At 37.1% G+C, this 14,869-nt stretch carries 12 protein-coding genes; 5 read left to right on the top strand and 7 right to left on the bottom strand.

Annotated elements, in window-relative coordinates; genetic code table 11:
* The first annotated feature begins 35 nt into the window (after positions 1–35).
* Entirely contained in the window at positions 36–1,244 is a 1,209-nt protein-coding gene (locus G530_RS0109695) for a ScyD/ScyE family protein (protein WP_156888620.1), read from the top strand.
* A gap of 195 nt (positions 1,245–1,439) precedes the next feature.
* On the top strand, positions 1,440–2,009 hold the full coding sequence (locus tag G530_RS0109690; protein WP_026934345.1) for a hypothetical protein: 570 nt from the start codon (positions 1,440–1,442) through the stop codon (positions 2,007–2,009).
* Here the strand turns inward: G530_RS0109690 and G530_RS0109685 are convergent, their stop codons facing one another.
* Positions 2,010–2,675: a uracil-DNA glycosylase gene (locus G530_RS0109685; RefSeq protein ID WP_026934344.1), complete on the bottom strand. Its 666-nt coding sequence runs from the start codon at positions 2,673–2,675 to the stop codon at positions 2,010–2,012.
* Positions 2,676–2,722: 47 nt separating this feature from the next.
* Between G530_RS0109685 and G530_RS0109680 the strand changes: the two genes are divergently transcribed.
* Positions 2,723–4,906: an endonuclease MutS2 gene (locus G530_RS0109680; RefSeq protein ID WP_026934343.1), complete on the top strand. Its 2,184-nt coding sequence runs from the start codon at positions 2,723–2,725 to the stop codon at positions 4,904–4,906.
* A 3-nt stretch (positions 4,907–4,909) separates the two neighbouring features.
* On the top strand, positions 4,910–5,326 hold the full coding sequence (locus G530_RS0109675) for a thiol-disulfide oxidoreductase DCC family protein (RefSeq protein ID WP_026934342.1): 417 nt from the start codon (positions 4,910–4,912) through the stop codon (positions 5,324–5,326).
* Here G530_RS0109675 and G530_RS0109670 read toward each other — a convergent pair.
* The 5 genes from G530_RS0109670 to G530_RS0109650 form a co-directional block, all read right to left on the bottom strand.
* On the bottom strand, positions 5,323–6,657 hold the full coding sequence (locus G530_RS0109670; RefSeq protein ID WP_026934341.1) for a dicarboxylate/amino acid:cation symporter: 1,335 nt from the start codon (positions 6,655–6,657) through the stop codon (positions 5,323–5,325). The two genes, G530_RS0109675 and G530_RS0109670, sit on opposite strands and share 4 nt — an antisense overlap.
* Positions 6,658–6,675: 18 nt before the next feature.
* Positions 6,676–7,740 carry a chorismate synthase gene (aroC, locus tag G530_RS0109665; protein WP_026934340.1) on the bottom strand — a complete coding sequence of 355 codons (1,065 nt, stop codon included), beginning with the start codon at positions 7,738–7,740 and terminating at the stop codon, positions 6,676–6,678.
* Positions 7,741–8,070: 330 nt separating this feature from the next.
* Positions 8,071–8,442 carry a response regulator gene (locus tag G530_RS0109660; protein WP_026934339.1) on the bottom strand — a complete coding sequence of 124 codons (372 nt, stop codon included), beginning with the start codon at positions 8,440–8,442 and terminating at the stop codon, positions 8,071–8,073.
* A gap of 3 nt (positions 8,443–8,445) precedes the next feature.
* Positions 8,446–10,020, bottom strand: a complete 1,575-nt coding sequence (locus tag G530_RS0109655; protein ID WP_026934338.1) for an ATP-binding protein — start codon at positions 10,018–10,020, stop codon at positions 8,446–8,448.
* A gap of 94 nt (positions 10,021–10,114) precedes the next feature.
* A complete protein-coding gene (locus tag G530_RS0109650) occupies positions 10,115–13,042 on the bottom strand; it encodes an FAD-binding and (Fe-S)-binding domain-containing protein (RefSeq protein ID WP_035716206.1) in 2,928 nt (975 codons plus the stop codon).
* 133 nt (positions 13,043–13,175) lie between these two features.
* Between G530_RS0109650 and G530_RS0109645 the strand changes: the two genes are divergently transcribed.
* Positions 13,176–13,676, top strand: a complete 501-nt coding sequence (locus tag G530_RS0109645; RefSeq protein WP_026934336.1) for a hypothetical protein — start codon at positions 13,176–13,178, stop codon at positions 13,674–13,676.
* Between the two features lie 59 nt (positions 13,677–13,735).
* Here G530_RS0109645 and bshA read toward each other — a convergent pair whose 3' ends face one another.
* Positions 13,736–14,866, bottom strand: coding sequence for an N-acetyl-alpha-D-glucosaminyl L-malate synthase BshA (bshA, locus tag G530_RS0109640; RefSeq protein WP_026934335.1), 1,131 nt, complete (start codon positions 14,864–14,866; stop codon positions 13,736–13,738).
* Positions 14,867–14,869: the final 3 nt, after the last annotated feature.

The raw sequence follows: 14,869 nt of genomic DNA, 5'->3' as shown, positions 1-14,869 counted from the left end.
AAAATAAAAATCACTTATTAGCCAAAATTATAATTATGAAATCTAAAATTCAACGAATGAATCCTGGCTGGAAACTTTTATTTTTCAGCCTCTTAATGCTCTTTGTAACAGCATGTGAAAAAGAGATCAATGAGCTCCCGGCGGAAGTATCTGATCTTAAAATAAATAAGGCAATGGATGCAGGTCCATACGAATTTCCGGGAGCTATTGTATTTGACATTTCAGCAACACCAGATGGAAGTATCATGGTTGGGTTGAATGAATTTTCTGGTAACCGAAGTATTCAGCTTATAAAAAATGGAAAAATTACTACCATGATTGGTCTGGATACAGAAACAGATATTCAGGGTATAGAGTCCATTGGGGCAGGTAATGCATTTTTCACCACAGCAGGAACAAACCTTGCAGCAAACGGGGAATTATACAGGGCTTCTCAGGGAAAAGTTAGAATGGTAGCAGACCTGGCTAAATTTGAAAGGGATAATGATCCTGATGCCAATGAAGGTCCGCAATGGAAAAATCAGCAATGTGAAGAAGAATTCACCGATAATGGAGATTTAGTTTTTAACGCGGGGCCTCAAAACAACCCATATAAGGTTACTGCATTCGACGGAGAAACAGCTTTAATAGCAGATGCCGCAGGTAATACAGTTCTACAGGCGACTACCGAGGGAGAAATAGACTGGAAGGCCATTTTAACGCCTCCATTAAATGCGGCAGGCGAATGGATGCAACTCTTTGAAACTACCGATGGTAGTAATGATATCACTTGTTATGTTCAACCAGTAGCAACTTCAGTTGCCATTGGAAATGATGGATATATTTATGTAGGTGAATTAACAGGTGCAACCCCTGAAGGACTTCCAACTGGCCTTTCGAGGGTTTGGAAAATGCCCGCAGATGGTACTAATTTTGTGTGTTCTGAATTAGACGGACCTTCAGAATGCAATGTCCTGATCAACGGTTTAACTTCAGTTATAGATCTGGAAATGGGACCTGACGGACTTCTATATGTGGTTCAATTTGACTCCAACAGCTGGCTGTCGTCTGTGGTACCAGATATTCCATGGGGAGGTGGTTCTATCACGGCTTACAATACTGAAACCGGAGAGGTTGAAAAAGAAATTGCTTCCGAACTCGTTTACCCTGGGGCAATTACTTTTGATAAAAAAGGTAATCTTTGGGTATTGGAGAATAAACTATTTATAGGTGAGTCTGCGATCGTAAGAATGTTGGATTACTAATTCTTAAGAACGGAGTATTAAATAAAAAAAAAGGAAGTCAAACAATTTGTTAGTCTTCCTTTTTTTTGAAATTTTATAAGGTTTAGCTAATGATATTCATGTATGATTTTGAAGATTTCAAAAAAAAATAGACCTAACCGTATTATAGTTTAAAGAATATATTTACTTTCGGGGCCAATTTAATCAACCCCCTTCATGAAAAACCTATTTATTGCTAGTATCCTGATATTAGTAACTACTTTATCTTATGCTCAGGAAACTTCTAAAGATTCCATTCCAGATAGCAGAGACATCAATAAAAATGAATTAAGCATAAATGCATTTAATCTAGTGGCCTTTGGGATCATTGATATTGCCTACGAAAGAGTGATCGATGAAAATTCTACCTGGGCTGTGGAGGGATATCTATATCCTAATAATGATGATTATTACGGTGATGGCTTTTTTAAGAATTCATCTGTAACAGGAAAGTATAAGCATTTCTTTAGTTCTACTTATGCCCGTGGCTTTTATGTAAATGGATTCGGGATGCTCTCTAATGGAGAATATGATGTTGATTATTATCTGGATCAACAATCTGGAAATTATGTATATAAAACTGAAAATTATACAGATTTTGCCATCGGCTTTGGTTTAGGTGGAAAATTCGTATCTCAAGGAGGATTTCTTCTAGACCTGAATGCAGGTATAGGAAGAAATTTATTCAGTGACAACTCACCTACTATAGTTGGTCAGTTTATGATTAATCTGGGATATAGATTCTAATTACCAATCAATTGGCTGTGCTCCCTTTTCTTTTAAGTACTCGTTGGTCTTACTAAAGTGTTTGTTCCCAAACCAGTATCCTCGGTTTGCACTTAAAGGAGAAGGGTGACCTGTTGTTAATATTAGATGTTTCGAGTCATCAATTAATCTGAGTTTCTTTTTGGCATATCCTCCCCATAGCATAAAAACAACATTTTCTTTTTTATCAGAGATCAGTTTAAGGACGTTATCTGTAAATTCCTCCCAACCTTTTTTCTGGTGAGAACCTGCCTGGTGGGCCCTAACGGTAAGTGTTGCATTTAATAACAAAACTCCCTGGTCTGCCCATCTTTCTAAATTTCCAGTGGCGGGGATTGGCTTTTTAAGGTCACTCTCTATTTCCTTAAAAATGTTTATCAATGATGGCGGTAATTTTACTTCATCCCGCACTGAAAAACATAACCCATTCGCCTGCCCATTACCGTGGTAAGGGTCCTGACCGAGAATAACTACTTTGGTGTCTTCAAATGTAGAATGATCAAATGCCGAAAATATTTCATTCCCCGGCGGAAAACATTTATGCTCGGTATATTCCTCTTTAACAAAATTGATAAGGTTTTTGAAATAATCTTCTTCAAATTCTTGATTGAGCTCTTTTTTCCAGCTTTCGTGTATTCTTACGTTCATGAGAATTAAGTAACTTTGCAGTGCCTCAAAAGTAGGGAAAAATTGATATGATAAAAATTAGTTCCAGGAGTCTTGATGATCTTGAGTTTCCGGTAGTATGTGAGCAGATAAGCGAATTATGCATAACCGGGCAGGGAAAAGAAAAAGCTCTTAGCATACAACCTTATCCAAATTATAAAAAAACAGTTTTTGGTCTCGATCAAACCAATGAATATTTCAATTCTAAAACCCAGGATCAGCCTATACCAAATCATGGTTTCGATTCTATTCAATCTGAAATTAAATTATTAGGTATTGAGGGATCTGTTATAGAGATCACTGGTTTTAGAAAAATATCTTCTATAAGTGAGATTGTAAATACCCATCTCAAATTTTTCAGAAAGTATAGTGAAATATATCCTGCCTTGTCTGAAACGGTTTCGCACATCGAATATGATAAAAGCCTTACAGATAGGATAGACGGAATCATAGACCGCTTTGGAGAGATGAAAGACGATGCTTCTCCCCTGCTTCAGGATCTAAGAAGATCTATTAATAGTATTCGCGGAAAAATAAATTCAAGTTTCAATTCAGCGTTAACTAATTATCAATCTTATGGCTATCTTGATGAGATCAAGGAAAGTGTAGTTGAGAATGTACGAGTCCTTGCTGTTAAGGCGATGTACAGGAGAAAGGTGAAAGGTGGAATTATGGGTAATTCCAAAACCGGAAGTATTGTTTATATTCAGCCGGAGACTACCTTTAGATATACCAGGGAATTGAATAACCTTGAATATGAGGAAAAAGAAGAGGTAAAACGAATTCTTAGGGAACTAACCGAATTTACCAGGCCTTATCGTGAAGTGCTTATAGAATACCAGGATCTACTCAGTGATCTGGATGTTATTTCTGCAAAATCTAAATATGCCGAAAAAATAAATGGTATCCTTCCGAAGATCACTAAAGAAAGAGAACTTCATCTAATGGAGGCCTATCACCCATTACTTTATTTAAACAATAAAAAGAAAGGTGATAAGACCTTTCCTCAAAGTATTGAACTGATGCCCGATAATCGCATTATGGTTATCTCAGGTCCAAATGCGGGTGGAAAAAGTATCACATTAAAAACTGTAGGATTACTCCAGGTTATGATTCAGAGTGGGATCCTTATTCCGGTTCATGAGTATAGCAGAATGTGTTTATTCTCCAAAGTTCTTACAGATATTGGCGACAATCAGTCTATTGAAAATCATTTAAGTACATATAGCTACAGGCTTAAGAATATGAATTATTTCCTCAGGAAATGTGATGATAAGACATTATTCCTGATAGATGAATTTGGAACTGGAAGTGATCCTGAATTGGGTGGAGCTTTAGCTGAAACGTTTCTGGAAGTATTTTACGAAAAAGGATCTTATGGAATTCTAACCACCCATTATGCCAATTTGAAGAAACTGGCAAATGAATTGCCAGATATGAGCAATGCGAATATGATGTTTGATAATCATACTCTGGAGCCAATATATAAGCTGCAGGTTGGTGAAGCTGGAAGTTCATTTACCTTTGAAGTTGCTCAGAAGAATGGCATACCGTATAGTCTTATAAACAGGTCTAAAAAGAAGGTAGAAAAGGGCAAAATCAGGTTTGACAGAAGTATCGCAAAACTTCAGAAAGAACGATCTGTTTTAAGAAAAACTACCGATTCTCTAAAGACAAAAGAAGATAGAGCTGCAGCAGAGAAAGAAAAGCTTGAAGAGATCAATTTACGAGTTCAGCAGAAACTAGAGAATTACCAGGAGCTATATGATTCTAATCAACGTTTGATCTATTTAGGCCAGAAGGTGAATGATCTCAGTGAAAAATATTTCAACAATAAAAAGAAGAAAGAGCTCATCGGGGAATTCATTAAAATCGTGGAAATTGAAAATTCCAAGAGAAAGAAAGAAGATGTAAAAGAGCAGAAAAGAAAAAAGGCCAAGGAACGACAACTAAAACAAGAGGTTCAGAAGAAAATAAAGCCTATCCGCGAGAAGAAAAAAGAAGAAAAAAAGAAAGAAGAAGAGATCAAAAAGCAGGAAGCCAACAAGCCGAAGGCCAAATTAAAAATTGGTGATCGTGTTCGTCTTGAAGATGGAAAGGCAGTTGGTTCTATAGATAATATAGAAAAAGGAAAAGCAATCGTAAATTATGGTATGTTTACCACTTCGGTTGGATTAGAACAATTAGAACTTGTTCAGGCTGCAAAAAAATAAACTATGAATAAGATTCCTGAACATAAGAAAATAGTGCTTTTTGATGGAGTTTGTAACCTCTGTGACGGTGCAGTGCAGCGAATCATTAAACATGACAGGAAAGATATTTTCAGGTTTGCATCCCTTCAGAGTGATTTTGGAAAAGAACTGGTTGCAGAGAGAGGTCTTGATCCAGAAGAATTAGATTCGATCATCTTAATAGATCCGGGAGTCGCTTATTACAAAAAATCAACTGCGGCACTGGAAATTTCGAGGGATCTTTCAGGAGGATATTCCTTACTTAAAAATTTCCTATTTATTCCGGAATCTCTTAGGGATGGAATCTATGATTTTATAGCCAATAACCGCTATAAATGGTTCGGGAAAAAGGAACAATGTATGATCCCCACTCCCGAACTTAAAGCCAAATTTTTAGATTAAACTTTTTCGGTTTCAGAAACAGTTTTAGTTTCTGTATTATAATTATCGTTCCATTCCTTTACATTGGGAGGCCCCATCATATCTACAGATTTCGCCACCATTAAAGATACTGCTGCATCCCCGGTAACGTTTACTGTAGTTCTGCACATATCTAACGGCCTGTCTACCGCAAATATTAATGCTAGTCCAGCTTCAGGAATTCCGGCCTGTGCGAGTACTATTACCAGCATTACCATTCCTGCACCAGGAACCGCTGCTGAACCTATAGATGCCAAGGTAGCTGTAGCAATAATACCTAATTGAGCACCAATACTAAGATCCATACCAAATGCCTGGGCGATAAAAACTGCGGCAACGGCCTGGTATAAACTAGTACCATCCATATTAATTGTAGCTCCAATTGGTAATACAAAACTGGTGACTTCTTTATGAACTCCCATGTGCTCCTCTACCCTCTCCATAGTTACAGGAAGTGTTGCTGCACTTGAGCTGGTTGAAAAAGCCAGTAGCTGAGCAGGTGCAATCCCATTAATAAAGAACGATGGTTTGTTCTTCGTAAAAATCCAAACTAATAGAATATAAACTCCAATCATCAGGGCCAATCCGATTAATACGGTTAAAGCATACAAAGCCAGCGCGGCGAAAAGATCTGTACTTGGAGATTCTACCACTAACGCGGCTAGTAAGGCAAAAACACCATAGGGTGCAGTAAGCATAATAAGGTCGATCATCTTTAAGATCACCTCGTTAAATCCATCAAAGAAATCCTTAACAGGCTTAGCCGTCTTTTCAGGGATGAGGATCAATCCTATTCCGAAGAAGATAGCGAAAAATATAACCTGTAACATATTACCATTATCACTGGCGGCACCAAAAATATTACTTGGCACGAGATCTTCCAGCGCCTGTAGTGGTCCAGCATCTTTTTGTTTCTGAGCATCTGAAATTCTAACCGAGGCATCACCTTCGTAGCTGGTAATTAGATCTGTTCTGGTTTCATCTGAAATTGTTTTACCTGGTGCTATAACATTAACCATGACCAAACCTATGGTAACCGCAATAACCGTTGTAATAATATATGTAGCAATGGTTCGGGTACCCATTTTAGAAAGCTTGGAGATATCCTTAAGATCTGATATTCCCTTTATCAAAGATGCAAGGATCAAAGGCACTGCGATCAATTTAAGAGCGTTTATAAAGATATTACCGAATGGTTTGATCCAATCGCTAACAAAATCTGCTCCCCAACTGAAATTAGTCAAGATAAGAGCAAAGATAACCCCTGCTGCCATTCCTAATAAAATCTGCCAATGCAGTGCAAGTTTTTTCATGCTATAGTTTTTCTAAATTTAGATTTTCGATGATTTATTCTGAAGTAAAAAGTCGGCAATTACCAGAGCTGCCATAGACTCCACGATAGGCACCGCTCTTGGCACCACACAAGGATCATGTCTTCCTTTTCCTTGCATTTCTACCTCTTCCCCTTTAGAATTAATGGTTTTCTGTTTTTGCATTAGGGTAGCAACGGGTTTAAAAGCCACTTTGAAGTAAATATCCATTCCATTGGAAATACCTCCCTGTATACCACCACTTAAGTTGGTCCTGGTAGAACCGTCGGTATTAAAATGGTCATTATGCTCACTTCCTCTCATTTTGGTTCCTTCAAAACCACTTCCGTATTCAAAACCTTTAACGGCATTGATAGACAACATGGCTTTACCCAAGTCGGCATGTAATTTATCAAATACAGGCTCTCCCAATCCTTTAGGTACATTTTTAATAACACATTGTACGGTACCGCCTACGGTATCACCATCTGCCCTAATTTCTTTTATGTAAGCTTCCATTTCAGCCGCTAACTGAGGATCTGGACAACGTACCGGGTTTTTTTCAATTTCAGAAAAATCGAGTTCAGAGTAATGTTTTGTTAATTCAATCTTACCAACTGAAGATACAAAAGCATTTATCTCAACATTTTGGAGTAACTGTTTTGCAACACTTCCAGCCACTACCCTACAGGCAGTTTCCCTGGCTGAAGATCTTCCCCCACCACGATAATCGCGAACACCATATTTTTCATCATAGGTATAATCTGCGTGAGATGGCCGGTAAGAATCTTTTATGTGAGAGTAATCCTTAGACTTCTGATTCGCGTTTTTAATCACAAACCCAATAGGAGTCCCTGTAGATCTGCCTTCAAAGATTCCAGATAAGAATTCTACCGTGTCGGGTTCTTTCCTTTGAGTAACGATAGCCGATTGTCCCGGGCGCCTACGATTAAGATCATCCTGAACTTTTTCAATATCTATTTCCAGACCGGCAGGACACCCGTCTATTACACCACCTATAGCTACACCATGCGATTCGCCAAAAGTGGTTAGCTTAAACATTTTACCAAAGGAATTTCCTGCCATCAGAACGATTTTGAACAAATGTAATTTTTTAAGAACATATTTGAAAATGGAATCCTATATAATGTTACTATAATAGAATACTAACATGATTAACACATATTATCTAATTTTCGATTACGTTCCTGGAAGAAATGAATGCATTTATTGTTCGAAAATCTGATCCAGGGAGAGATTCGGTCGAATCTAAAGACAAATATTATTCTAATTCTTAAGGTGGAAAGAAATTATCATCTGCTCAAAATGGAATAGGCTGATGTGCACCATTCCAATTTCCTTGATTTTAGAAAATGAAAGCGCTTCTATAATTAATCTAATAGTAGAATTAAAATATTATCTATCTACTTTTTGTTTTAGAACATTATCTATCTTAGAGTTCAAAGTTTCCATATCAAAAGGTTTTGAAAGGAAATCAACGGCTCCAGCATCCTTACAGATCTCATCAACATTATGAAGAGCAGACATCATAATTACGGGTACGTGTGCTACATCGTCATCCTCTTTAAGTGACTTACACACATCTGTCCCATCCACCCCAGAAATCAATTTATCTAAAAGAATTAGTTCTATCTCATTTTCCAGAATATTCTCTTTAGTTTTCCTGGGCTCCTGTGAAACAGTAATCACATGATCACTGAATTCCAGAATATCTTTTAGCATTAAACCAATGGTGTGGTCGTCGTCAACAATTAAAATCTTAGCCATTTATTAAGTATGATTTAAGGGAATTGTAAAAGTAAACTCAGATCCTTTACCAACCTCACTTTTTACAAAAATTTTTCCATTATGCCTTTCAATAATCTCTTTAGACAAAAACAATCCTATTCCGAAGCCGGCATAGGTATCTGCTTTCTCACCTGAAATACGATAGAATCTTTTAAAGATCTGTGTTTGTTCTTTCTCTTCTATACCAATTCCAAAATCCTTTACTGTGACCGCGGCCATTTCAGAATTATGCTTATGTATTTTTATGTGAACAAGATTACCAGTTGGTGAATATTTTACTGCATTAGTAACAAAATTTATCAAAACCTGCCCAATTCTATCTTTGTCTGCCACTACATTACAATTAAAATTATTTTCAAGTTCTAATTGAATATCCTTATTGGAGTAGGTAAGATCTTCTATAATTTCTTCTGCATGTTGATTAAGATTGAATTGTTCTTTTTTCAAGTCTAATTCATTCTGCTCAATCCTTGACATATCCAGCATTTCAGAGATCAATCGTATTAGCCTTTCCACCTGAGTTTCTATCCGGTTTAAATATGGCTTCATGATCAATTTTTTATCAACTTCCTTATTATCTGATGGTAATAAAGAAAGTAACAACTGGACATAACCTTTAATTGAAGTAACCGGGGTCTTTAGTTCGTGGCTTATTAATTTGAGAAAATCTTCATTACGCTTCTCTTCAATTTTTAGGTTCTGAATTTCTGTACTGGAACTAATCCAGGAAGTAATTTCACCTTCGTCATTTTTTACCGCGGTAGCCCTGCATATATGCCACTTGTAATCTCCATTACGATCTCTTAATTGAATTTCTTTATCCAGATTCTTACCTTCTGTTAAGCATTCTGCGACTACCTGTTCTACTTCTTCCTTTTCATCTGGATGCAGGATATTGGTCCACGGTTCACCTATAAAATCCTCCAGATCCTTGCCAACGTAGTCTAACCAATTTTGATTGTAAAAAATGGTATCCCCTTCGGCATTAGCCAGGCTGATCTTATGAGGCATAAAATTCACGAGTTTTCGAAATTCTCTCTCGCTCTTCTTGATTTTTTTGTTTAAAAGTGCTTGTTTAGTAACATCTGTGGCAATATCTGCTACTCCAATTATTTCCCCTTTGGTATTTTTTTGTGGCTGATAGGTAAAGTCAAAATACCTTAATTCGGGTTTACCCTTTATTACCAATTCAATTGGCACTTCATCTGCGTGATAAGATTCACCAGTATGATAAACATTGTCCAGTAATTCTTTAATTCCCTGGCCTTTTAATTCAGGCAACACCTCCAATAATGGCTTACCTATAACATCATCGCCTTTTCCCCAAACTTCTTTTATAGATTCATTTGCTATATCGATAACGTGGTTCTCGCCCATGAAAATAGCAAATAGAAACTTAGAGGAATATACCAGATCTTTAAATTTATGAGCTTCACTATCTAAACCCCTAACCGTCTCCTGAAGATGTATATTTTCAGCTTGCAGTCTATTGATCTCTCTTTTCTTATCTTCTATTTCCCGCTCCAGCTGTTCAATACGCAGGTCTTCACTCTTCATAAATAAATGTACACTCTTAGGTAAATTTTCGGATGGCTAAAGTTAAGGCTTTGTATTATTGATCAATCCTATTTAAAAAAGTATTAACATTGAATTATGACTTTTTAAGTGCCGCCCTTAAGATTGTTACAGGGTGCTGGGCGAGTCTGCCAGTTCCATCCTTAATTTGATGCCTGCAGCTAGTTCCATTAGCCGATATAATTACCGATTCATCACTTTTTCGAATTGCTGGAAAAAGGGAGTTTTCACCTATTCTCATGCTGATCTCATAGTGCTCTTTTTCATAACCGAACGATCCAGCCATACCACAACATCCAGAGGGAATTATTGTAACCTTATAATTTTCAGGAAGATTTAGTATATCAAAGGTTCTTGAAGTATTAGAAAGTGCCTTTTGATGACAATGCCCGTGAATTTTAATAGTAGCATTTTTATTCGTGAACTGTTCAGCCTTAATATTTCCTTCAGAAATCTCCTGTTTCAGAAACTCTTCGATGATAAAACAGTTTTCTGCAAGCTTTTTGGCTGAATCCTTATCATCTGCCAACCTCAAGTATTCGTCTCTAAAACTAAGTATCGCAGAAGGTTCTACACCAATCAATGGGCTTTCATTTGATATTAGATCTTTGAAAATATTGATATTTTCATTGGCTAGTTTTTTCGCATTATCCAGAAACCCTTTAGATATCTGGCTCCTGCCACTTTCAGGGTGATCTACAATGATAACCTGGTAACCTAGTTTAGAAAGAAGATTCAAGGCATCTTTCCCAACCTGCACATCGAGGTAATTTGTAAACTCATCATTAAAGAGATAAACAGTCTTTATGGGATTCTTTATATCGAACTTCTCTCGGTTCTTTAAATAGTATTTTCTTAAGGTGGTTTTAGCAACTACTGGTAAATCCCTTTGTGAAGCTACTCCCAATGCATTCTTCACTAATCCAGAGGTGATTTTATTAGTTAGGAAAAACCTCGAAATACCAGGGAATTTTGAAGCTTTTTCATTTTGCTGCGTAATGTTCGCAAAAGCTTTTTCCCTGAAACTAGGTTTATGACTCTTATGATACTGATGCTGAAATTCGGCTTTCATGGCAGCCATATCAACATTAGATGGGCATTCACTTTTACAACCTTTACAACTTATACAAAGATCCAGTACCTCTTTAAGTTCCTTATGATCAAATTTATTGGGTTTGTCTGAATGGGTTAGGAATTCCCGCAATGCGTTGGCCCTGGCCCTTGTAGTATCCTTTTCATCTTTAGTTGCACGATAACTAGGACACATTGTGCCTCCAGCTTCCACAGATTTTCTGCAATCCCCACTGCCGTTACATTTTTCTGCCAATCTTAAGACTCCATCAGCATCTGAAAAATCCATAATGGTTTCGATCACAGGTTCCTCCCGGTCTGGTGTATATCTTAAAGAAGAATCCATGGCCGGAGCGTCCACTATTTTTCCCGGATTAAATATGTTATCAGGATCAAATGCATATTTAACTCCTTTAAGCATTTCATAAATATGCTTACCGAACATAAGTTCTATAAATTCAGCTCTTACCCGACCATCGCCATGTTCGCCACTTAAAGAACCGTTATATTTTTTCACCAGTTCTGCAACCTCTCTTGTTATATTTCTGAAAAGAGATACATCTTCAGATACTTTTAAATTAAGAATTGGCCTTAAATGAATTTCACCGGCACCAGCATGAGCATAATACACTGCTTGCTGATCATAGGATTTCATAATCTTACTGAAATCTGAAATATAATTAGCCAATACTGGAAGAGCTACTGCCGTATCTTCTATACAGGCAACAGCTTTCTTATCTCCTTTCATATTCCCCAAAAGACCAAGACCAGCTTTTCTAAGTTCCAGAGCCAGGTCTATTTGTTCCCCATATAAAACAGGGAAAGCATAACCCAGACCTGATTCTTTTAAGGTTCCCAGAAGTTCTTCAACCTGATTTTGAAGATCCTCTTCAGAATCACTTCTTAATTCCAGCATGAGAATTCCCTGAGGATCTCCCTGAATAAAAAAGCGGTTATCTCTATACTTCAGACTTTCTTTGGTACAATCAAGGATCACTTTATCCATCATCTCGCAGGTATAAAGCGAATGTTGCATCGCTGGAACCACAGCCTGCATACAGGAATCTATAGTTGTATAATGCCCAGCGACCATCGCTGTATATTTTGGAGGTAATTGGTCTAACTGCAGCGTGATCTCAGTTATAAAAGCCAGTGTTCCTTCACTCCCCGCCATTAATTTTGAAAAATTAAAGCTTGAAGCTCCAGGAGTATATATTCCCGCATTAAGCAATTCATCTAATGCATAACCGGTATTTCTACGATGTAATTCTGCAGGAGGATAATTTTTTAAAATTTCTTCCTGATTATTTTCCTTACCTAGCTGATCATTGATTGATCTGTAAATATGCCCTTCAAGATTGTCAAGTTTTAACTTTTCATCAAATTCTTTTTGAGACAGGTCCTTAAATTCTGCATGGGAACCGTCACTTAAAATAACTTTTAATGAAACAAGCTTATCTCTTGTAGTACCGTATTTTATAGAGGTTGTACCACTTGAGTTATTACCTACCATCCCTCCTATCATACATCTGTTCGAGGTGGATGTATTAGGCCCGAAGAATAAACCATGCTTTTCAAGGTTTCGGTTTAGGTCATCTCGAATTACTCCCGGCTGCAGAGTCACTGTTTTCTTTTTCACATCAATTTTAATGATGTCTGTGAAATATTTTGAAACATCTACCACGATCCCATTTCCAGTACATTGCCCGGCCAAAGAAGTACCAGCAGTTCTGGGAATAAGTGAAGTTTTATGTTTATTAGCAAATTTGATTAACAGAAGTAGGTCCTGCTCATTTTCAGGGATACAAACGGCCAGCGGAATTTCGCGGTAAACCGAGGCATCAGTGGCGTAAATACTTTTCCATAAATCATCGTAATATAATTTCCCGGCCAATTGAGAGGACAAATCGACCAAAGCTTCCTTCTTTTCCATACCCAAATTTAGTAAGATTATATAATTCTGCTTAACAGTTTTTTAATTAATATTAACAATACATTTGCTAGTATAGGCGTTGTTGTAATAGTATTCAACATAAATTTGTCGCTATCAAATAAAACGATCAAACATGAAAAAATTAGTCCTACTGGCAGCTTTTACATTTGGAGCTGTTTTTTTTAGCAACGTTAATGCTCAGCTAATTTCAGACAATGCAATAGGTCTGAGAATTGGAGACAACAACGGTGTTGGAACCGAAATCTCTTATCAAAGAGCGATGGGCGGTGATAATAATCGTCTGGAACTTGACCTCGGATGGAGAGATAATAGGAATTATGACGCCATAAAGCTGGTCGGGGTTTACCAATGGGTATGGAATATTGAAGGCGGATTCAATTGGTACGTTGGTGCCGGTGCAGGTTTAGGTAGTTATGATGATAATAGAAGAGATGAGATAGACTACGATGATGGTTTATTCGCTTTAATTGCAGGAGATGTTGGTATTGAATATAATTTTGATTTCCCACTCCTTCTATCCCTTGACTTTAGACCAGAAATAACTTTTTCTGGTTACTCAGAAAGTAAGGATTTTGGACCAGACATCGCTCTTGGAATAAGATATCAGTTTTAGATTTTCTTAAATAGGTTTAAGAAATGGGAAAGGTGGAGATTTAAAAGTCTCCACTTTTTTTATGCGTTGATCAGTGCTTTTTGATAAAGCTCCTCATACATAGGAACTATATTATTAATATCAAATTTTTCAGCAGCTTCTCTGGCCTGCTTTTTAAATTTCATTAATTTATCCTGATTTTCAAGTATAGAAATAGCACTCCTGGACATTCCATCTACATCTCCAACATCATGTAGATAACCAGAAAAACCACCTACATTTACTTCTGGTAAACCGCCTGTGTTTGAAGATATTACAGGAACCGATTGAACCATTGCTTCAAGTGCTGCCAAACCGAAACTTTCAGTCTCAGATGGCAATAAGAACAGATCTGAAAAGCAAAGTATCTTATCTATCTCATTACTCTGACCCAGAAATAAAACCCTGTCCTGAATTTTAAGATCTCTAACAAGTTTTTCTGCAACTACTCTTTCTGGTCCTTCCCCTACCATCATCAATCTGGCCTTCAAATTCTTTTGAACTTCAAAGAAAATCTTCACAACATCTTCTACCCGCTTAACTTTTCTAAAGTTGCTAACATGAGTTATGATCTTTTCATCATCATGAGCCATTAACTCCCTTTGACAATCGGTAAAAGCTTTCTTTTCAAATTTAGATACATCAATAAAATTAGGGATCACTTCAATTTCTTTTCGAATATCAAAGAATTTCAAAGTATCTTCTTTCAGACTATCAGAAACAGAAGTTACCAGATCACTATTATTAATACTAAAAGTAACAGCTGGCTTATAGAAAGGGTGATTTCCAACAAGGGTAATATCTGTCCCGTGAAGAGTCGTTACCATTGGTATGTTAATTCCTTCCTCTTCAAGCATCTTTTTAGCCATATATCCCGCATAAGCATGGGGAATAGCATAGTGTACATGTAAAAGTTCAATACCATAATTCTTTACCACATTCACCAACTTACTGCTTAATGCAAGTTCATATGGCTGATAATGGAAAAGTGGATATTCAGGTACATTCACTTCATGAAACCTGATATGGCTGGAGATAGTTTCCAATCTAACCGGTTGTTTGTAGGTTACAAAATGAACCTCATGTCCTCTTCGGGAAAGCGCCAGGCCTAACTCGGTTGCTACTACTCCACTTCCTCCGAATGTCGGATAACAAACAATGGCAATTTTCATCGG

It is taken from the genome of Christiangramia echinicola DSM 19838 (assembly GCF_000423065.1).
GTDB classification, from domain to species: Bacteria; Bacteroidota; Bacteroidia; order Flavobacteriales; family Flavobacteriaceae; genus Christiangramia; species Christiangramia echinicola.
Note: the sequence above shows the minus strand (reverse complement) of the source record. Positions and strands in the feature narration are given on the sequence as shown.